This is a genomic window from Luteibacter sp. P4_D7_3, assembly GCF_056401735.1.
In genome coordinates this window covers 1-19,180 of the sequence record NZ_JBFUIT010000021.1, presented here as the reverse complement: position 1 = coordinate 19,180, position 19,180 = coordinate 1, and the positions used below count along the sequence as shown (strand labels likewise).

Annotated in this window: 19 protein-coding genes; 8 read left to right on the top strand and 11 right to left on the bottom strand. The window is 63.8% G+C overall.

The window, feature by feature from the left end:
- Window positions 1-47 precede the first annotated feature (47 nt).
- From cydP to cydX, 4 genes are read left to right on the top strand one after another with little or no spacing between them, the layout of a single operon-like run.
- The gene (gene cydP / locus AC1DSN_RS04090; RefSeq protein ID WP_063573152.1) at window positions 48-269 is read left to right on the top strand and encodes a cytochrome oxidase putative small subunit CydP; all 222 of its coding nucleotides are present in this window, start codon (window positions 48-50) and stop codon (window positions 267-269) included.
- Window positions 269-1,837 carry a cytochrome ubiquinol oxidase subunit I gene (locus tag AC1DSN_RS04085; RefSeq protein WP_477293449.1) on the top strand — a complete coding sequence of 523 codons (1,569 nt, stop codon included), beginning with the start codon at window positions 269-271 and terminating at the stop codon, window positions 1,835-1,837. Before cydP ends, AC1DSN_RS04085 begins: the two co-directional genes overlap by 1 nt.
- A 10-nt stretch (window positions 1,838-1,847) precedes the next feature.
- Complete coding sequence (gene cydB, locus AC1DSN_RS04080; protein ID WP_477329675.1) at window positions 1,848-2,978, top strand: cytochrome d ubiquinol oxidase subunit II; 1,131 nt, start codon at window positions 1,848-1,850, stop codon at window positions 2,976-2,978.
- Between the two features lie 15 nt (window positions 2,979-2,993).
- Window positions 2,994-3,131: a cytochrome bd-I oxidase subunit CydX gene (gene cydX / locus AC1DSN_RS04075; RefSeq protein WP_063573149.1), complete on the top strand. Its 138-nt coding sequence runs from the start codon at window positions 2,994-2,996 to the stop codon at window positions 3,129-3,131.
- A gap of 80 nt (window positions 3,132-3,211) precedes the next feature.
- Here cydX and AC1DSN_RS04070 read toward each other — a convergent pair whose 3' ends face one another.
- The 9 genes from AC1DSN_RS04070 to rph form a co-directional block, all read right to left on the bottom strand.
- The gene (locus tag AC1DSN_RS04070; protein WP_477293428.1) at window positions 3,212-4,753 is read right to left on the bottom strand and encodes an N-acetylmuramoyl-L-alanine amidase family protein; all 1,542 of its coding nucleotides are present in this window, start codon (window positions 4,751-4,753) and stop codon (window positions 3,212-3,214) included.
- A gap of 190 nt (window positions 4,754-4,943) precedes the next feature.
- Window positions 4,944-6,266 carry a Xaa-Pro dipeptidase gene (gene pepQ / locus AC1DSN_RS04065; RefSeq protein WP_477293430.1) on the bottom strand — a complete coding sequence of 441 codons (1,323 nt, stop codon included), beginning with the start codon at window positions 6,264-6,266 and terminating at the stop codon, window positions 4,944-4,946.
- Window positions 6,267-6,474: 208 nt separating this feature from the next.
- Window positions 6,475-7,089: a hypothetical protein gene (locus AC1DSN_RS04060; protein WP_477329673.1), complete on the bottom strand. Its 615-nt coding sequence runs from the start codon at window positions 7,087-7,089 to the stop codon at window positions 6,475-6,477.
- 58 nt (window positions 7,090-7,147) lie between these two features.
- Window positions 7,148-7,495, bottom strand: coding sequence for a PilZ domain-containing protein (locus AC1DSN_RS04055; RefSeq protein WP_477293434.1), 348 nt, complete (start codon window positions 7,493-7,495; stop codon window positions 7,148-7,150).
- The gene (locus AC1DSN_RS04050; protein ID WP_477329671.1) at window positions 7,492-9,705 is read right to left on the bottom strand and encodes a DUF1631 family protein; all 2,214 of its coding nucleotides are present in this window, start codon (window positions 9,703-9,705) and stop codon (window positions 7,492-7,494) included. Before AC1DSN_RS04050 ends, AC1DSN_RS04055 begins: the two co-directional genes overlap by 4 nt.
- Before the next feature lie 173 nt (window positions 9,706-9,878).
- Window positions 9,879-11,036: a radical SAM family heme chaperone HemW gene (hemW, locus tag AC1DSN_RS04045; RefSeq protein WP_477293439.1), complete on the bottom strand. Its 1,158-nt coding sequence runs from the start codon at window positions 11,034-11,036 to the stop codon at window positions 9,879-9,881.
- Window positions 11,033-11,626 (bottom strand): RdgB/HAM1 family non-canonical purine NTP pyrophosphatase, encoded by a 594-nt coding sequence (gene rdgB / locus AC1DSN_RS04040; protein ID WP_213949368.1) that lies wholly within the window; start codon window positions 11,624-11,626, stop codon window positions 11,033-11,035. Before rdgB ends, hemW begins: the two co-directional genes overlap by 4 nt.
- Window positions 11,627-11,629: 3 nt before the next feature.
- Window positions 11,630-12,142, bottom strand: coding sequence for a GNAT family N-acetyltransferase (locus tag AC1DSN_RS04035; protein WP_477293441.1), 513 nt, complete (start codon window positions 12,140-12,142; stop codon window positions 11,630-11,632).
- Window positions 12,139-12,870: a ribonuclease PH gene (gene rph, locus AC1DSN_RS04030; protein ID WP_477329669.1), complete on the bottom strand. Its 732-nt coding sequence runs from the start codon at window positions 12,868-12,870 to the stop codon at window positions 12,139-12,141. Before rph ends, AC1DSN_RS04035 begins: the two co-directional genes overlap by 4 nt.
- Before the next feature lie 75 nt (window positions 12,871-12,945).
- On the opposite strand from rph, the gene AC1DSN_RS04025 reads away from it, so the two are divergent.
- From AC1DSN_RS04025 to AC1DSN_RS04015, 3 genes are read left to right on the top strand one after another with little or no spacing between them, the layout of a single operon-like run.
- A complete protein-coding gene (locus AC1DSN_RS04025) occupies window positions 12,946-13,809 on the top strand; it encodes a YicC/YloC family endoribonuclease (RefSeq protein WP_477293445.1) in 864 nt (287 codons plus the stop codon).
- Between the two features lie 34 nt (window positions 13,810-13,843).
- Window positions 13,844-15,943, top strand: a complete 2,100-nt coding sequence (locus AC1DSN_RS04020) for a RecQ family ATP-dependent DNA helicase (protein WP_477329667.1) — start codon at window positions 13,844-13,846, stop codon at window positions 15,941-15,943.
- 10 nt (window positions 15,944-15,953) lie between these two features.
- Window positions 15,954-17,255: a DNA-processing protein DprA gene (locus AC1DSN_RS04015; protein ID WP_477296312.1), complete on the top strand. Its 1,302-nt coding sequence runs from the start codon at window positions 15,954-15,956 to the stop codon at window positions 17,253-17,255.
- A gap of 34 nt (window positions 17,256-17,289) precedes the next feature.
- Here AC1DSN_RS04015 and AC1DSN_RS04010 read toward each other — a convergent pair whose 3' ends face one another.
- The gene (locus AC1DSN_RS04010) at window positions 17,290-17,913 is read right to left on the bottom strand and encodes a phosphatase PAP2 family protein (protein WP_477296311.1); all 624 of its coding nucleotides are present in this window, start codon (window positions 17,911-17,913) and stop codon (window positions 17,290-17,292) included.
- A gap of 91 nt (window positions 17,914-18,004) precedes the next feature.
- Between AC1DSN_RS04010 and AC1DSN_RS04005 the strand changes: the two genes are divergently transcribed.
- A complete protein-coding gene (locus AC1DSN_RS04005; RefSeq protein WP_477296310.1) occupies window positions 18,005-18,931 on the top strand; it encodes a M14 family metallopeptidase in 927 nt (308 codons plus the stop codon).
- Here the strand turns inward: AC1DSN_RS04005 and AC1DSN_RS04000 are convergent.
- The coding region (locus AC1DSN_RS04000; protein ID WP_477329665.1) for a hypothetical protein at window positions 18,928-19,180 on the bottom strand (253 nt) is incomplete at its 5' end. The genes AC1DSN_RS04005 and AC1DSN_RS04000 overlap by 4 nt on opposite strands.

The window sequence follows — 19,180 nt, the reverse complement described above, 5'->3', positions numbered from 1 at the left end:
GCATACGATGTCCGGCAGATGGTCAGGGAATCGAGGGAGTCGCACCGATGGTTGTGGAGGTTGCACCCGGGCGCCGCCGCTGGCGCGACAAGAAGCCCCTGCCGAGGCTGGCCCTCGAGCTGTCATTGATCGTCGTCGCCAAGCTCGCCCTGCTCATGCTCATCTGGTACGTGGCCATCCGGCCGTTACCCCGCGCGGACGTCTCGCCCGCCGGTGTCGGAAGGATGCTCGCGCCCGCTTCCGCCTCTACCCAGGGATCCCAGCCATGATCGTCGACCCCGATGTCGTCGGCCTGTCGCGCCTGCAGTTCGCACTGACGGCGCTGTATCACTTCCTCTTCGTCCCGCTCACGCTCGGCCTTGCTTTCATGCTCGCCATCATGGAGAGCGTGTATGTGATGACCCGCCGCGAAGTATGGAAACGCATGACCCAGTTCTGGGGCGTGCTGTTCGGCATCAACTTCGCTATGGGCGTGGCCACGGGCGTGACCATGGAGTTCCAGTTCGGGACGAACTGGGCGTACTACTCGCATTACGTCGGTGACATCTTCGGCGCGCCGCTGGCCATTGAAGGAATGATGGCCTTCTTCCTCGAGGGCACGCTGGTCGGCTTGTTCTTCTTCGGCTGGGATCGCATCTCGCCGCTGAAGCACATGCTGGTGACCTGGTTCCTCGCGTTGGCGACTAGCCTCTCCGCGCTGTGGATTCTCATCGCCAATGCATGGATGCAGAACCCGGTCGGTGCCGCGTTCAATCCACAGACCATGCGCATGGAAGTCACTTCGTTCAAGGAGGTGATCTTCAACCCTGTCGCACAGTCCAAGTTCGTGCACACGGTGAGCGCGGGTTACACGATGGGTGCCATGTTCGTGCTGTCGATCAGTGCGTGGTACCTGTTGCGCGGCCGTAATGTGGATTTCGCAAAGCGCTCGATGACGGTGGCCGCCAGCTTCGGTCTCGCCGCCTCCTTGTCGGTCGTCGTGCTGGGCGACGAGTCCGGTTACACCGTTTCCGAGAACCAGAAGATGAAGATGGCCGCGATCGAGGCCATGTGGGAGACCGAGCCGGCGCCGGCCTCGTTTACCCTTTTCGGCATACCGGATACGACGGCGCGAGAGACGCACGCTGCCATTCGCGTGCCCTGGGTGATGGGTCTGATCGGCACGCGATCCATCGATCAGCCGATCCCCGGTATCGCCGCGCTGGTCGACGACGCGAAGATCCGCATCGCGGACGGTATCAAGGCCTATGACGCCATGCTCGTGTTGCGAGAGAACAAGGGCGACGAGCAGGCGAAGGCCATTCTCGCCGCGCATGACAAGGACATGGGTTACGCGCTTCTCCTGAAACGCTTCATGGACGATCCGCGAAAGGCCACGCCAGCGGATATCCAGAAGGCGGCCGATAGCACCATCCCGAATGTGCCCGTGCTGTTCTGGTCGTTCCGCATCATGGTGGCCTGCGGCATGTACTTCATTTTCCTTTTCGCCTATGCGTTCTGGCGTTCCACCCAGCGGCGCCTCGATGGCCGCGGCTTCCTGAAGGTGGCGCTATGGAGCCTGCCACTGCCGTGGGTCGCTGCGGAACTGGGATGGATTGTCGCCGAGTACGGGCGGCAGCCGTGGGCGATCGAAGGCGTCCTGCCGACGGCGCTGGGTGCTTCTTCGCTGACGGCGGGGCAGGTCTGGATTTCGCTCGGCGGGTTCGTGTTGTTCTACACGGCGCTGGCGTTTGTTGACGGCTACCTGATGCTCAAGTTCGCCCGCAAGGGACCGGACGGCCTCGGCATGTGGCCGAAGCGACCGGATGCTATTCCCGTCACCGCGCAGACGGTCTGAGGAGAACGCCATGTTMGATTACGAAACACTGCGGGTGATCTGGTGGGCCCTCATCGGCATCCTGCTGATCGGCTTTGCGATCATGGACGGCTTCGACTTCGGGGTGGCCGCCTTGCTGCGCATCCTTGGCCGTGACGAGCACGAGCGAATCGTTCTGCTGGAGACGATCGAACCCACCTGGGAAGGTAACCAGGTGTGGTTCATTCTTGGCGGCGGTGCGGTGTTCGCCGCGTGGCCGCTGCTCTACGCGGCGTCGTTCTCCGGCCTGTACGTGGCGATGTTCGTCCTGCTTGTCGCCTTCATCATTCGTCCGGTCGGCTTCAACTTTCGCGAGAAGGTGGACGATCCGCGCTGGAGGGCGGTGTGGGATACCTGCCTGATCGCATCGGGTGTGATCGTGATGCTGGTTTGTGGTGTGGCCTTCGGCAACTTGTTCCTTGGCTTGCCGTTCCATTACGACGGTGATTTGCGAATGACATGGGACGGTAGTTTCTTCCAGTTGTTCCGGCCGTTCGCGCTGCTTTCCGGGCTGGTGAGCCTCAGCATGCTGCTCGCGCACGGTGCGAGCTGGGCGGCGATGAAGGCTGATCACGTGATCGCGGAACGCGCGGCGAAGGTCTCGCGCATGGCTTCCGCGGTGTACATCGTGCTGTTCGTGCTCGCAGGCATCTGGCTGGCTTACGGCATCCCGGGCTACGCCGTCTCCGGGCCGGTGGTGACGGACGCCATGTCCAATCCGATGAACAAGCAGGTTGCCGTGGGCGGGACCTGGTTCGCCAGTTACCTCACGCATCCGTACTTCTGGGCAGGTCCTGTCGTTGCCTTCATCGGCGCCCTCGGCTTGCAGCTATTCGTCGGAAAGCGCGGCTTCATGGGTTTCTTCTGCAGTTGCCTTGCAGTAGCCGGCACCATTCTCTCCGCGGGGTTCGCACTGTTCCCCTTCCTCATGCCCTCGGCAGCCGACCCGACCTCGAGCCTCACGGTATGGGATGCGTCGTCCAGCCTCGGCACGCTGCTGATCATGCTCGGTGTCACCGTCGTCTTCATTCCGCTGATCCTGCTCTACACCGGCTGGGTCTACCGCGTCATGCGCGGCCGGGTCACCCTCGAACACGTGCGCAAGTCGCACAGCATGTACTGAAGGAGCAATAGAGCCATGTGGTATTTCGCCTGGATACTAGGCCTCGGCCTGGCCGCCGCCTTCGGCATCCTCAACGCGATGTGGTACGAGGTGCACTCGGATGACGAGGCTACGCTGAAGCGGGATCCGATGCCTAAGCACGAGGGGCCGTAAGAGCGGCGGCTGATTGACCGGGTGATGCGCTGGATCGCACCGGATAACCGCTGATGCGATCCAGGCCGCCGGTGGCGAGCTCAGCCTTTCACGCACCTCAACTGATAGGTCACAGGTTCCGTACGCAGCCCCTCGAAGTCTTTAGCTTCGACGCGGAATTCGACCGGTGGCTTTGATTCGTCACCACGCCAGCACAAGTGACTGAATCGGTACGCGTCTGCCTCCTTCTTGCTGTAGACGGATCGGATCGTCGGGCTACACGTTTTGCCCTCAGGGCAGTCGAGCTTTGTTGAAATGAGATGTACCGGGTAGACAGGATTCCCGGAAATCGCGATTGGCATGCGGAAGTCCTTGCCCACCACGGCCGTCATCGGCTCCGCTGGCTTCACGATGAAGGGTGCGCATATCGCTCCTTCACGGAAGAGCCGCATGCCCTTGGCAAGACCTCTCATTGACAGCTTTTGAAAGGTCGGGTCTTGGAGGAGCTTTGCATCGGCCAAGTTTGTGTGGAAGCCGACTTCCACGATCATGGAAGGGACCTTTGCGTAGGAGTTCTCGCCCTTATCCTGAACGACAGACGGATCTCGCGGGACTGTGAAGTTGGCGAACTGAGGGTCTGAGTGAATCGCTTCCCTCATGCCACACAGCGAAAGTTGTGCGAGCCGGAAATCCCCGGGCCGTCCAGGGTGCACGAGGATGCGTGTTCCGGTGGCGGCGGGTTTGTCGGCGTTGGTATGGATATGTGCTACCGCATCCGCCCCGATCAAATTTGCATAGAAGGGGCGGCTTCTGATGTCTTGGTGCATTTCTCGACGCGGGTCGGTGCTCTCTGGTTTACTGTTCCATATCTCGGGATTGCCTGGCTGCCAGTTCTCAAGAACGTATCTGGCGGCCAAGCTGTTCCACGGTTTGCCGCTTGGCTGGTGTACAAGGCCGACGTCTGCTCCCCTGATTCGAATCGGGTCTGCGCCATTCCGCTCGGTAAAGAAGGAGAGCTCTCTTGCGAAGACGGTGGTAATTTCATCCTCGAGGATGCCATTGACCCAATCCCTCTGCGTGATCCATTTGAAGTTCTTATGGAAGTAAGCGCCGTGACCGGCGGAGACGACCACTTTCGGTCGTACGGCCTGCGCAGCAGAAACATGCCCCGTCGGGAGGGCCGGACGTTCCGCCTCAGGGGCTATCTGGTTGAACCAGTAGTCCATGTCGTAGCCGCCGATAAGCCACTTGGTCGTATTGAACCCAGGAATGGCCGCCGTCAGGTCCTCCATTCCGACTCTGATGTGCGACATGAAGTCCTCAAGCTCAAGTCCTCCGACGTCCCTGCTGAAGCTGGTGTCGATGGCTAGCACGACCGCGTTTGATGGTCGATCGATTCTCGCGTGCACGACAATAGGTCGCCGATCTTCCTCGAAGAACTTTTGGCTGTTCGCGATTTCGTTCGCACGATCGTCTATCTGCTTTTCGAGCAGTTGCCATTGAAGCTCGGTCATCTCGGCTGCCGGCAGAGGCGGGTCCTGCGCTACGGCGGGGGCAGAGAAGCAAACTGCGGCGGTAAGCGCCGAAGCGAGCAATCCTTTCTGCACCGCGCGCATGCAAAGGCGGGCTTGAAGCGGGTTCATGTCGGTGTCCTGGCAAGCCGCTTATGCGGCTTGACCATGCTCGACAGATCGCCGGGGCTTCGATGCCAGCCGCGCTAGCGAGACATTGTCGTCCCTGGCTTTGTAGGAGTGGGGCGTGCCCGCAAGAGCGGGAAAGGGTGTGGCGAGCACCCTTTCGCCGATGAATCGGCTCCTACAGAATCACATCCAATCAGATCAACTCAAACGCATCGCGGGTGAGGTTTTCCGGCTCGCCAGTGGTGCACACCACGTCATCTTCGATGCGGATGCCGCCGTACTTGCGAAACGCGTCGACCTTGGCCCAGTCGATGTCGTTGGAGAACGGCTTGTTCTTCAGCTCGGCCAGCAGCATGTCGATGAAGTAGATGCCCGGCTCGATGGTGACCACCATGCCGGCCTCGAGGTTACGCGTGAGGCGCAGGTAGGGATGGCCTTCCGGCTTGGCGATGGTGCCACCGGTTTCGCCGGCGGCGAAGCCGGCCACGTCGTGCACCTGCAGGCCGATGCCGTGGCCGAGGCCGTGCGGGAAGAACGCGGAGGAGACGCCGGACTCGACGGCACTTTCCGCGCTCATGCGAATGAAGCCATGTTCGCGCAGCACGCCGGCCAGCACGTGGTGGGCATGCACGTGCAGTTCGGGGTAGCTCTGGCCTGCGCGCACGTTCGACACGAACGACTGCTCTGCCGCATCGACCGAATCGATCAGCGCCTGGAACTCACCGAAGTTCTTGCCGGCATACGTACGCGTGATGTCGCTCGCGTAGCCGGAGGCACTCGCGCCCGCGTCGATCAGGAAGGAGCGGCTTTCGGCCGGCGCCTTGCGATCGAAGTTGGTGTAATGCAGCACGGCACCGTGCTCGTTGAGTCCGACGATGCTGGCATACGGCAGTTCCGCATCGATCTGGCCGACGGCCTTCAGGTACGCGAAGTGAATGCCGAGTTCGCTCTCGCCGTTGCGGAACGCCTGCTCGGCCGCGCGGTGACCCCGCGTGCCGCGGCGGCTGGCTTCGCGCATCAGTTCGATTTCGTAGGGCGTCTTGAACGCGCGGTGGTAATGCAGGTGGTCGATCACCGCGGGAGGATTGTTCGCGCAGACCTCGTCCAGCGCGCAGTACTGGTCGCCGATGATCGCCGAGCGGGCGAGCGACTGCGGCAGTTCGGCGATCGCATCGGCCGGCTTGCGCACGACGACGATGTCGAAATGATCGACCCAGTAGCCCGACGGTGCTTCCGGCACCACGTGCCAGTAGTCGCGCGGCTGCAGGAAGATCAGCTTGGGCTTCTCGCCCGGCGTGTAAACCAGCCAGCTGCCCGGCGCGTCGACCAGCGGCAGCCAGTGCCTGAAATGAGGATTGGCGATGAAGGGGTAGTCCTGGTCGTCCAGGAACTTGGTGATCGGTCGGCCGGCCGGGACGATGAGGTGGTCGAAACCGCCGCGCGCCAGCGCCGTATCGGTGCGCTCACGCAGGGTGGCGAGGTGCTGCGGGTAGAGCGCGGCCAGCGCGTCGTTCATCGTCGATCTCCGGGGGCAGGGGAATGGGGCAAACGCCAATGGTGCGCCTCGACGACCCGGTAGCCAAGCCTTGGCAGGAGCCGATTCATCGGCGATGGGTGCTCGCGGCGACCTGGCCTGCTGCCGCGGGATCGCCGATGAATCGGCTCCTACAGGGGTCGAGCGGCGGCGCCACGGCCCCTGGCGGCGGTGCCGGGGCCCGGCGGCACTACGCCTTGGCGTAGACCACGGCGAAATCGCCGGCCACGTCGCCCAGGCGCTGGCGCAGCAGGGTGGCGAAGTGGTCGTGGCTGCCGTCGGTCAGGCTGCGCAGATGCGCGCCGTACAGGGTGATGGCGAAGTGGCCCACGGCGAAATCATGGGCGGGGGAGCGCCACAGCGTGAGCGGCGTCCAGGCGGCGCAACCGGGGCAGGCTACGTAGGCGGAGTTGGGTGCGTCGCACCACACCGCGAGGGCTTCTTCCAGCGCTTCGCTGCCCTCGTCACCCGGGGCCAGGGGCTGGCGGCATTCCGGGCAGCGGATGGTGAAACTGCCGTCGTAGCGGCAGAAGATGCCGTTTTCCGGGCCGCCCTCGATCAGATGCGAACCGCCGTGTTCATCGTCCCGCCAGCGGTGGCTGCTGGCATGCAGGCCGATGGCATAGACGCCGGTTTCCTCGGTCAGGCGTTCGTCGAGCACGCGAAAACGCGGCTCGCTTTCCACTTCGTAGACCGACGAGATCGTGCCGTCGCCGACCAGCCGCAGGTAAAGGCCGGTTGCGGCGGCCGCGGCGTCGTCGCGTTCAAGGTCGGTGTCGACCAAAATAGTTGTGGCATCGCTCATGGTGGGCGATGGTGATCCCCTGTGCGGTGCGTCGTAAAGCATGGTCGCGACCTCCCGTTCAGTCCGGCGGCGGACCGATCCATTCGTCGATAGCGCGAACGTCGTCGTCGCTGGCGGCCACGATGCGGTAGCCAGCCCAGAATTGCCCGGCGGAAGCGGCGGGTTCGTGCCACTGCTCCTGGATACCGATCTCGACCCGGTGCTCGCGGTGCTGGGCGTCCGGCAGGGTGAAGCTCACCTGGTGCACGGCGCCGCTACGCGGGGCCTGCGTCGCCAGCACCATCATGCCGGTGGCGGAAAGATTGCCGAGTTGGCCGATCACCCGCTCGGTCATGCCGTCCACGATGGGCATGGGCGAGGTGACCCGCTTGCGCGGCGCGCGGCGTTGTTCGAATTCGCGGGTCATGCGTGGCCTGCCATGCGTGCTTCGTGCAGCCCGTCACGGCGCAGGCTGCGCGCCACGGCCTGCCAGGCGCGATCGATGAAGGACATGCGCTGTTCCCGCCATTCGCGAGCCTCGCCCGTCGCGATAAGGCGGGCCAGCCTTGTGAGGTCGATATCGTCGGTGCGGCTACCGCGTTGGTTGACGAACAGGCAACGCCCCGTGGTGGGTGAGAACCAGGCCAGTTTGCGCCGGCTGAGGTTGCCGTCTTCGTGGACGAACTCGAACCAGGTGCCGAAGCGCAGCGTAACGAAGCCGTCGTACACGGCCCGCGCGGCGGAATCGAGCGGCGTCGGTTCGACCGGCTTCACCGGCTCGCCGTGAGCCGTGCCTTCGCCCAGCCTCGGGCGCTGTTTCAGGCGCAGGGCGACATCGGTCGGGGTGAGTGCATCGTCGGTCTGCGTGGCCGGGGTTTCGAACAGGCCGGCAGCCACCTGGGCGGCTTCGGAAGGATGCATGCCCAGGTGTTCGAGACCACGTTCCACCTCCACGCGTAGCTTCTGCACGTCGGCGATAGGGCGGCGTCCAAGGAGCTGGTCGGTCACACCCAGGCAGTGCAGGAAGGCTTCGCCCGTCTCGCCGCCACGGAGAATATGCAGGGCGAGCACGTCCGCCCAGGTCCGTTCCAGCAGGATGCGCAGGACACCGCGTGGCGCCGCACCGCTGCCAAGTCGCTCGCCCATGATCTCGGCGGCGCGCTGGCGCGCGCGCTCCAGGCGGTCGCGACCTTCCATCGCTTCGATCTGCCGGCGCTCGGCCACGTGTGCCTTGCGCGACAGCTGGGTGATCTGTTGCTCGATCTCCGAACGCCAGGCGGGATCGATCACCTGGGCGTGGCTGGCCTCGACTACAAGGCGTTCGAGCCGATCGATCAGTGCCGCGTCCGGTTCGCCTTCGGCCGGATCGAGCCAGTGGTGAGCGGCCTCGCTGACGGTATCGAGCAGCTGGCGTGCCGGATGTTCAGGGCGGTCGAAGAAGCCGCGGTCGTTCACGGCCGCTCGGAGCATCGGCCACTGGAGGCCGCCGAGCACGGCGCGACCCGGGCTGGCGGTGCCGAGTTGCTGGCCGAGGTTCTGGAACAACATGGCCGTGAGTTCCACCGTATCGCCCTGCTCGAGGGTGAGTTCGGCGGGCGGCGAGCCGACGGGCCGGCCACGATTGAGCTGGCTGAGCAGTTCGTCGCGCAACGCCTGGGCGCTGCGGATCTCCCTGTGTGCGGCGTCGGCGACTTCGGAGACATGGCCCTGCAAGGCGAAGAGAGCGGTCTGCAACTCGTCCTCGGAGACTAGCCGGTCGGGCGCGAAGCCGGCACCGCGACCCTGGGTGGCCACGCGGCTCGCCAGCAGGTCGCGCAGGCTTTCGAGCACGCCGATGTGACCTTCACTGGTGGCGCTGACCGGTGCGGCTTCGTGACTGCTGCCGCCCGCGCCCGTGCCGCCCTGGACACTGCTGCCCGTGGTGGCCGCCGGCGCCGATGCGTCTCCCGGCCGCCCGCGACGCTCCGCCGCCGGTGGCGCGGAGACGCGAACGTTCGGATAGACGCGGAAACCGGGAAGGATGCCGCGCGTCCGGTAATGCTCGTTGAGCGCGCCGTAAAACGCTTCGCTATGGCCGAGCACATGGGTGTCGACGGCGTGGAACAGCAATAACCGATGCGCACTGGTCAACGGCAACGGTGCGACCGCCGCCTCCAGGGCAGCGGTGAGCGCACGCGGACCAGCCGGCAACGCCTCACCTTCCAGCGGCGGGGTACCCGCAAGCACGGCCATGCGGTAACCCAGTTCGAACAGGCTGCTGGCGCTACGCGCTTCACCGCGTGCGGCCATGCTGCTCAGCGCATCCGTCTGCTCCTGCTCTTCGGGATCCACCAGGCTCAGGTTCATGCCCAGGCCGAGGTGTTCGCCCGTGGCGGATTTACCGTCGACGTTTTCGCCCAGATGACGGAAGCGCTCGGACAGGTGCGCGGCAAAGCGTTGGCGAAATGCCGGCCCCTCACGCTCGACGATGTTCCGGCTTTCGAAACATTCCTGCTGCTCGAGGTGATTACGGGTGTTCTCGGCCGTGGCGAACAGGCGCTGGTTGAAATCGCGTAGGGATTCACGCAGGGGCATGTCCAGCCACGTCAGGCACAGCGACAGACCCTGCTGCGCCTCGCGCTCCGCGCGTGGCGACAAAGCAATGGGGGCCTGACCCATTCTGCCGTGTGGGGGCTGCATTCCTGTGCTCATCTAGTTGGTTTCTCCCCTGCCTGATGCCGAGTTTAGGCGTCCGAACCCTATGGGCGCCAGCGGGATGCCGGTCGGCTTACGGCTTAGAGCGGATGGACTAGGGGCGGAAACGGCAGCAATCAGGTCATGAACGCTTCGATCACGTTGTTGAGGAAGCGTTGGCCCAGCGCCGTGGTCCGCAGCACGGCCGGATCGTCGACCAGCCAGCCACGTGCGATGGAGGCGGCCCGGGCCGGAGCGATCGCCTCCGCGGACAGGCCCGTCCGCTCGGTGAAGTCCGCCGCGGGCACGCCATCGATCAGGCGCAGGGCATTGAGCATGTACTCGAAAGGCAGGTCGTCCATGCCGACGAGGTTATCGCCCCCGATCCGGTCGGGTTGGCCGGAGGAGGCGAGGTAAGCCGCAGGCAGGCGGGTCTTCCAGCGGCGACGGACGCCGGTGGCGTCCGTGATCTTGCCGTGGGCTCCGGCGCCGATACCGAGGTAGTCGCCGAAACGCCAGTAATTCAGGTTGTGCGCGCATCGGCGACCGGGCGCGGCATAGGCTGAGACTTCGTACTGGCCGTAACCGCCCTCGGCCAGGCTCGCTTCACACGCCTCCTGGATCGCCCACGCCGCGTCGTCGTCGGGCAGGGGGGGAGGATTCGCGGCGAAGGCCGTGTTCGGTTCCAGCGTGAGCTGGTAATGCGAGATATGCGTTGGCGCCAGCTCCATGGCCCGGCGCACGTCGTCGAGTGCGCCCTCGAGCGTCTGTTCCGGCAAGGCATACATCAGGTCGATATTGATGTTGTCGATGCCGGCGTCCCTGGCCTGTCGCACGGCATCTTCCGCCTCGTGGGCGGAATGGATACGACCCAGGCGATGCAGTTTGTCGTTGTCGAAGCTCTGCACGCCGAACGAAATGCGGTTCACGCCGGCGGCGAGATAGCCGTCAAAACGCCCGTGTTCGACCGTGCCGGGGTTCGTCTCCAGGGTGATTTCCGCGTGGGTGGCGAAGGCCAGCCGTCGCCGGGCGCCGTCGAGAAAGCGGCCGACCAGCTCGGGCGCGAACAGGCTCGGCGTGCCGCCACCAAAGAAGACGGTCTCGACCGGACGCCCGCCGATGGCCTCGCCGAAATCGCGCAGGTCGGCATCGAGATCCGCCAGCAACACGTCCACATACTCGGCATAGGCGGGCGTACCGCGGACACCATGCGAGTTGAAGTCGCAGTACGGGCATTTGCGCACGCACCAAGGCATGTGGACGTATAACGACATCGGCGGCGGGACGAGAATCATGACAGCTCGGCGAAGCGCGCCTTGAGCACCTCGAGCGCCTGGCCGCGATGGCTCAGACGATTTTTAAGGGCGGGATCCAGCTCGGCGGCGCCTAGGTCGTGACCGGCGGGAAGGAACAACGGGTCGTAACCGAAACCGCCTTCGCCTCGCGGCGCTTCGAGGATGCGGCCGGGCCAGCGTCCTTCGGCGATGAGCGGCGCCGGATCGTCGGCGTGGCGGAGCACCACCAGCACGGCGATGAAATACGCACCGCGCTTTTCCGTCGGCACGCCGGCGAGCTCGTGCAGCAGTTTGGCATTGTTCGCTGCGCTGTCGCCGTGCTTGCCCGCATAGCGAGCGGCATAGAGACCGGGCGCGCCGCCCAGGAAATCCACGCAGATGCCCGAGTCGTCGGCCAGCGCGGGCATGCCTGTCACGCGCGCCGCGTGGCGTGCCTTGATCAGTGCGTTCTCGACGAAGGTCAGGCCGGTTTCCTCGGCATCGCTGACGCCCAGTGCCGTCTGCGGCACGAGCTGCACGCCGCTGCCGGCGAGCAGTTGTTCCAGCTCGACCACCTTGCCCGCATTACCTGAAGCCAGTACGAGGCGCATCGCTCAGAGCCCCTCGGTCGCGAATTCAGGCGCGTAGTCCACGCGTCCGCGATAGCCGGTCAGGCCATCGATCGTAAGCGGCAGCACCTGGAAGGCATTGCCGCCTTCGTAGGCATCGCGCAGGTCGTGCGCGGAGGCCTTGGCGAAGCCGAACTGGGTGTAATAAGCGGGCGAGCCGAGGACGAAGACCGCGCGCGCATCCTGCACGAAGCAGGCCCCGATCCCTTCTTCCACCAGGTCATGGCCGATGCCCTGGCGCTGATGGTCCGGATGCACCGCGACCGGCGCCAGGCCGAGCGACTTGCCGTCGTCGCCTTCTTCGATCGTCACGGGGGAGAACAGCACGTGGCCGACCACGGTGTCTTCCTCATCCACGGCGACCAGTGAAATCGAGGCGCGACCGGCCGCGACCAGCCGGCGGACGAGGTCGGCCTCGGCATCGCGCCCGAAAGCGGCGCGATGGATCTCGACGATGGCGTCCAGATCGGCGGCCGTGGCGGGGCGAACCTCAGTCACGGCATGCTCTCCAGTGCAGCACGCTGGGCGATGACCAGTTCGTTGATGCCCTTCGCGGCAAGGTCCATCAGCGCGTCCATCTCGTCACGACGGAAGGCGTGGCCTTCGGCCGTGCCCTGCACTTCGATGAAGCCACCACCGTCGTTCATGACGACGTTCATGTCGGTATCGCAGTTGGAATCCTCGGCATAGTCGAGGTCGAGTACCGGCACGCCGTTATAGATGCCGACGGAGACCGCCGCGATGGCACCGAGGATGGGATTGCGCTTGATGGCGTTGCGCTTGGTCAGCGTCGATACGGCATCCACGAGCGCCACGTAGGCGCCCGTGATGGCTGCCGTGCGGGTGCCGCCATCGGCCTGGATCACGTCGCAATCGAGCGTGATGACCCGCTCGCCGAGGGCGGCGCGGTCCACGCAGGCACGGAGGGAGCGGCCGATCAGGCGCTGGATCTCCATGGTGCGGCCGCCCTGGCCACCGCGGGCGGCTTCGCGCTGGGTGCGGTCGGTGGTGGCGCGGGGCAGCATGCCGTACTCGGCCGTGACCCAGCCCTCACCCTTGCCGCRCAGCCACGGTGGGACGCGCTCTTCGACCGAGGCGGTGCACAGCACCTTGGTGTCTCCGAAGGACACCAGAACGGACCCTTCCGCATGGCGGGTGTAGTGACGTTCGATGCTGACGGCGCGCAGCTGGTCGGCGGCGCGGCCGCTCGGACGGGAAAAAGTCATGGATAACCTGATTTGGGCGCGGACGGTGGGTCAGTTTACCATTGCGGTCTTCCCCGCCGCGTAAGCGAGCCATCCATGATCCGCAGCATGACCGCGTACGCCTCCGCCGAGAGCGCTGGCCCCTCCGGCACCCTCACCTGCGAACTGCGCACCGTGAATCACCGCTACCTCGAGATCAGCCCCCGGCTGCCCGAGGAGCTGCGCAGCTTCGAAAGCGCCCTGCGCGAGCGGATCGGTGCCCATCTGTCGCGCGGCAAGGTTGATCTCACGGTGCGCCTGCGCAGCGAAACCGGGGCCAGCGACGGCCTCCAGGTCAATGCCCAGATGCTGACGCGGCTCTCCGAGCTGGCGCTGGACCTCGAGCAGCGCTTCCCGCGCATGTCGATCGATTTCACCGACCTGCTCCGTTTCCCCGGCGTGCTGCGCCAGGCGGAAACGGATGCCGACGCCCTCCAGGTCGCCCTGATCGAGGTGCTCGACCGGGCGCTGGTCGCCCTCAACGACACCCGTGGCCGCGAAGGCACCAAGCTGGGCGAGCTGCTGGTCGAACGCCTGAACGGCATCGAGAAGATTGTCGGCGATGTACGTGGATGGCTGCCCGAGATCCAGGCCGCGTTGCGCGCACGCCTGGAAGGCCGCCTTGCCGATATGCGCCAGCCGGTGGAGCCGGGTCGCCTCGAGCAGGAGCTCGTGCTTCAGATCACCCGTATCGATGTGGACGAAGAACTCGATCGCCTGGCCACCCATATCTCGGAAGCTCGCCGCGTGCTGGCGCTGAAGGAGCCGGTGGGTCGCCGCCTGGACTTCCTCATGCAGGAGTTCAACCGCGAGGCCAATACGCTGGGTTCGAAGTCCGTGGATTCGCGTACGACCAATGCCGCCGTCGAACTGAAGGTGCTGATCGAGCAGATGCGCGAGCAGGTTCAGAATATCGAGTAGGTTTTTCCTTAACGACAACCGCAGGGAACGCAGGATGGTCAACAGAAACGAAGCTCAAGAGCTTCTCCGTACCGCGATGGGCAACGGTCGCGCGGAGTTCAGAGAGGGACAGTGGGAAGCCGTCGATAGCATCGTTAACGGGCGTCGGCGAGTGCTTTGCGTGCAACGCACGGGCTGGGGCAAGAGCATGGTGTACTTTCTTGCAGCCAAACTGCTACGTAACCAAGGACAAGGGGTTACGATCATTGTCTCGCCCTTGCTCGCGCTGATGCGTAATCAGATAGAGGCCGCAGATCTGCTCGGCCTGAAGGCGTTGACTGTCAACTCGACCAATCGCGATGCTTGGGACGACGTACGAGCTCAGCTGTTGGCAGGAGAGGTAGACCTGCTCCTTATCTCACCTGAGCGACTCGCAAACGACGAATTCGTGGTCTCCACGTTGCAGCCCATCGCCGGCCGGGTCTCGTTGCTGGTTGTCGATGAGGCACATTGCATCTCCGATTGGGGGCACGACTTTCGTCCTGATTATCGCCGCATTGGCCAAGTCCTTGCCCGTCTGCCGGAAAATATCGCCGTACTGGCGACTACCGCAACGGCGAATCGTCGGGTCCAGGAAGACGTGGCGGCACAACTTCGCGGCGATGTCGTAACGCTCAGAGGCGAGCTCGTCCGGGAGAGCCTCACCCTCCAGAATTTGCCTCCGTACGACGTGGCGGAGCGGCTAGCGTGGCTCGCAGGCACGGTTCCTCGCCTCGCCGGAAGCGGCATTATCTACGCGCTCACTCGCCGTGACGCCGAGCGCGTCGCCATTTGGTTGCAGACCAACGGGGTGGATGCGCACGCCTATCATGCCGATCGCTCGGATGAAGATCGCCAGGATCTGGAACGTCGCCTTCTCAACAACCAGATCAAGTGCCTCGTTGCAACGACGGCACTCGGCATGGGGTATGACAAACCCGATCTCACCTTCGTCCTACACTTTCAGTCGCCGGGAAACGTAGTCGCCTATTACCAACAGGTAGGGCGTGCAGGGCGTGCCATTCCATCCGCGTATGGCGTATTGATGGCCGGCGAAGAAGACGGGAGGATCAATGCTTATTTCAGGGAAGCTGCATTTCCAGCGGAAGCGGAGGTGCGCGGAGTTCTCGCCGCACTGGAGCAGTCGGAAAATGGGTTGAAGATCGCTCAGATCGAGCGCCTTATCAACATTCGGCGTTCGCAGATCGAGAAAGTCCTGAAGCTTCTGGCGGTGGAGCCGCAGCCTCCTTTGATTCGTGTGGATGGTCACTGGCTCCGGACAACCCACGATTACCGCATGGATAGACAGCGCATAGCCCATTTGCTCGGCCAGCGTGAAGCTGAGTGGGAGGAAATTCAGGCGTACGCATCGAATCGAGGTTGCTTGATGCAGTTCCTTGCGCACGCGCTGGATGATCCGCAAGCCGAATCGTGCGGAAAGTGCGCGAACTGCGTTGGTAGGCCAGCGCTTTCAGCCGAGATAGATAGAAGCCTGCTTGTTGCAGCCAGGCGCTTCGTGAGGCAGAGCGAGTTGCCTCTTGAGCTCAGGAAACAGGTCATTACGGAGGCACTTCCGATCTATTGCGCCGCCTGGAAACTGGATCGCGCCACCCTGCCGCCTGCGTTGAAGGGGGAGGTTGGCCGCACGCTGTCGCGCTGGGGCGAACCGGTCTGGGGCGCACTCGTTGAGCAGGGAAAGGCCAGCGGGCGCTTCAGTGATGAGTTGGTGGACGCATCAGTGGAGCTGTTGAGGAATCGATGGCCGGAAGCAAGGGATCTCGGCTGGGTGACATGCGTCCCATCTCTGAGACATCCCACGCTGGTGTCGGATTTCGCGCGAAGACTTGCCGCTGGGTTGGGTCTACCTTTCGTTCCCGCTGTTGAGAAGTCGCGTGATACTGATGCTCAGAAGGCAATGGAGAACCGGTTTCATCAGTGTGGCAATCTTGACGGTGCCTTTCGCATCCATGACGGAGATGCCGTGACGGGGCGGGTACTGCTGGTCGACGACGTTGTCGATTCAGGCTGGACCTTGACCATCGCGACCGCGCTGCTGCGGCAAGCGGGAGCCGAGGCCGTGTATCCTTTTGCCCTCGCCACAAGCGCAACGAATTGACGAAGGCGACATGACCCTGCCCGCAATCAGCCCAGATACCGAAACCGTCCTGCTTTTGTGTGGAAGGTTCGGCGGCGAGCGGGCGGAATCGCACAAACCTCTTTCGACCCGGGAATATGCCGAGTTCGCGAAGTGGTTGAACTCAAAGGGAATGCGTCCGTCAGATCTGATGACGGCCCGGGGTGCGTCGGCACTCAACGCCGTGAGCGAGGCGCGCATCGCCAAGGAACGGGTCGAAGCTCTCCTTGGGCGCGGAACGGCCATGGCACTCGCCGTGGAACGTTGGAATCGCGGCGGTCTATGGGTTATTTCGCGCGGAGACATTGAATTCCCGTGGCGATTGAAGCGGCGATTGAAACACGCGGCTCCGCCCCTCCTGTACGGTGCAGGCGACCCGACGTTGCTGGACGTAGGCGGTTTGGCCATCGTGGGATCCCGAGATGCCTCCGATGAAGGTCTCGCATTCACCCAAGACGTGGCTCGAGCCTGCGCGAACGATGGAATTTGCGTGGTATCCGGTGGAGCGCGCGGAGTCGATGCAGCTGCGATGAGCGGAGCCGCCGACGCAGGCGGGTATGTCATCGGTGTGCTTGCGAACGATTTGCTCAAGCAAAGTCTTGCCCGAACCTGGCGTGCTCCCCTCCGTGAAGGGCGCATAGTCTTGATCTCCCCTTTTCATCCTGAGGCAGGTTTCAGTGCAGGCGCGGCCATGGGACGTAATCGCTTCATCTACGCGCTCTCAGATCGCGCGCTCGTTATCGATTCCGCATTGTCTAAGGGAGGTACGTGGGAGGGGGCCGTGGAGAACCTCAAGAATGCCTGGGTGCCCCTTTATGTGCGGTCTCCCGGCGAGGGTGCTGGAAATACTGCACTTATTGCTGAGGGGGGGCGTATCTTTGATCGACAGAGCCTCAATGGCGCTGGTCTGAAGGCGGCGTTCGAGAGGGAGGAATCGGCGAACACTGGGCTCAGTGTGCCCAATGGGCCCCAGGCGTCACTCCTTTCCAATCCCAGCGTTCTCTCGCTACGCGACGGCGATGGACAATCCAATCCGGATTTGTTCGTGCGCGAGGTTCTGGAGACCGACCTTTCAGGCAAGCGCGCTGCAGCGGAGCTGTATGAGTTATTTCTTGTGCACCTGGTCGGTCTACTGAAAAAAGAGACTCTTACCGCAGAAGTCGTGGCTGAGCGGCTAGGTCTGCAAACTGGGCAAGCCAGATCGTGGTTAGAGCGCGCGGTGAAGGACGGTCTTGTTGGGAAGCACGGCCGGCCCAGTGTGTATGAATTGTCGAGCGGCGAAGGGACGGGTTGATCGGACGATCGTGACGTCGCGGCATATGGCTTGATTAGTCGAAATGCTTGATAAATCCCACCTGGAAGCCGCCGGGAAGCAGGCTGAGGATGAAGGGCGAGTTCCGGCGTGAAGACCAGATGCCGAAGCCGGTGCCGATCGCCGCGCCCGCGAGTACGTCGGTTTGCCAGTGACCCCGGGTCTTCATGCGCGCGACCATGTCGTAGGCAGGGAGCAGGGCGAGGGCGTAGACCATGGGGTTGTCTTCGCCGTAGCGGACGATGAACGGCGTGACGGCCGCCGAGATGAGGGTCACTTCGCCGCTCGGGAAGCTGTTGTTCTTCTTTCCACTGGAAAAGAACTTGTCCGGGTCATCCGTCTCGGAAGGGCGCTGCCGCCGGAAGCCCAGCTTGAGCACGTCCGTCGTCGCACTGGCCAGGACCACCGAATCCACTGAACGCCAGAGCGTGTCGCCGAACTCGCTGTTGTCGCCCAGTAGCAGGGCGCCGCCGAAGACCGTCACGGCAGTCGCGCCCGCGAGGATCTTCTGGTTGCTTCGTTTCCAGATGCCACTGTTGTCGTAGTGGAGGCGGTGATCGATCCCCAGTGGCCCACCGCCAGCGGTTGCGGAGGCGGATGCCGTCAATGCGAACAGGAATACCCACGTTTTCAGTGCCATGGCCCCGTCTCCCCGAGAAGTCGGCTGACACGCCGACTTAACAGGAGTCTAGGCATACAAGCTTACGGATACCTGATCTATTATCCGGCCCATGACCACATCACAGTCCTACCCCATTGGCACGCCCGGGCAACCCTGGGGCGCTCCCGAAGTCGCCGGCTGGCGTTCGCGCCAGGTAAAAAGCCGTAGCTACGCCGACGATGTCGTGACAGCAATCGACGCGCTGCGTCACCGCTTCGACGTCAGTGGTTACGGCGTGCTGGACTACGTGGAAGGGCAGTATCCCTTGCTCGCGATCCGGAGCCGGGAATGGCGCGATGACCTTCCCGTTCTACTGGTAACGGGCGGCGTGCATGGGTACGAGACCAGCGGTGTCGAGGGTGCGCTTCAGTTCGTACGCGACCACGCCGACGACTATGCCGGCCGCGCCAATGTGCTGGTGCTGCCCTGCGTCAGCCCCTGGGCCTACGAGCGCATCCAGCGCTGGAATCCGGACGCCATCGATCCAAACCGCAATTTTCGCGAGGACAGTCCGGCTGCCGAATCGGCAGCGTTGGTAGGTCTTCTGGCGCCACTTGCCGATAAGGTGCTTGTGCATATCGACCTGCATGAAACCACCGACTCGGACGAGTCGGAATTCCGTCCGGCGGTCGCGGCGCGTGATGGCAAGGAATACGAGCCCGGCGAGATTCCGGACGGATTTTACCTCGTAGACGATTCGTTCAATCGCCAGCCAGAGTTCCAGGAGACGGTTATCGAAGCCGTGGCTAAGGTGACCCACATCGCCCCTGCGGACGAGCACGGGGAGATCATCGGATCACCGGTCGTTGCGCACGGCGTCATCGAATACGACCTGAAGAAGCTGGGTCTGTGCGCTGGCATCACCAATGCGCGTTACGTCACGACGACCGAGGTCTATCCGGACAGCCCGCGAGCTACGCCGCAGCAGTGCAACGATGCACAGGTGGCGGCGGTGCGGGCGGCGTTCGATTACGCCCTGGCGTATCCGGAAGGCTAATCTGTTCCGGTGATGACGGGAGGCCGCCGGCCGGTCGCGTCGCTCCTCGCCCGGGAGCGCGATGCGACATCGGGCTCAATCCCGCGGGCGACCGCAGGCCTGACGCGCCCTTTCAGTACGTCATGCTCGAGCCGGCGCACTACTTCGGCTCCGTTCGCAGCAAATGCCCCCGCGCCCATCGTGCGTTCCACATACTCCCTCGCGTTCTCGCCGAAGACTTTCAGCATCTCCGGGCGCGCGATGAAGCCC

Coding starts and splice junctions, on each gene's coding strand:
- cydP (WP_063573152.1), top strand. CDS start 48: ATGGTTGTGGAGGTTGCACCCGGGCGCCGCCGCTGGCGCGACAAGAAG.
- cydX (WP_063573149.1), top strand. CDS start 2,994: ATGTGGTATTTCGCCTGGATACTAGGCCTCGGCCTGGCCGCCGCCTTC.
- AC1DSN_RS04070 (WP_477293428.1), bottom strand. CDS start 4,753: ATGAACCCGCTTCAAGCCCGCCTTTGCATGCGCGCGGTGCAGAAAGGA.
- pepQ (WP_477293430.1), bottom strand. CDS start 6,266: ATGAACGACGCGCTGGCCGCGCTCTACCCGCAGCACCTCGCCACCCTG.
- AC1DSN_RS04060 (WP_477329673.1), bottom strand. CDS start 7,089: ATGAGCGATGCCACAACTATTTTGGTCGACACCGACCTTGAACGCGAC.
- AC1DSN_RS04055 (WP_477293434.1), bottom strand. CDS start 7,495: ATGACCCGCGAATTCGAACAACGCCGCGCGCCGCGCAAGCGGGTCACC.
- hemW (WP_477293439.1), bottom strand. CDS start 11,036: ATGATTCTCGTCCCGCCGCCGATGTCGTTATACGTCCACATGCCTTGG.
- rdgB (WP_213949368.1), bottom strand. CDS start 11,626: ATGCGCCTCGTACTGGCTTCAGGTAATGCGGGCAAGGTGGTCGAGCTG.
- AC1DSN_RS04025 (WP_477293445.1), top strand. CDS start 12,946: ATGATCCGCAGCATGACCGCGTACGCCTCCGCCGAGAGCGCTGGCCCC.
- AC1DSN_RS04020 (WP_477329667.1), top strand. CDS start 13,844: ATGGTCAACAGAAACGAAGCTCAAGAGCTTCTCCGTACCGCGATGGGC.
- AC1DSN_RS04015 (WP_477296312.1), top strand. CDS start 15,954: ATGACCCTGCCCGCAATCAGCCCAGATACCGAAACCGTCCTGCTTTTG.
- AC1DSN_RS04010 (WP_477296311.1), bottom strand. CDS start 17,913: ATGGCACTGAAAACGTGGGTATTCCTGTTCGCATTGACGGCATCCGCC.
- AC1DSN_RS04005 (WP_477296310.1), top strand. CDS start 18,005: ATGACCACATCACAGTCCTACCCCATTGGCACGCCCGGGCAACCCTGG.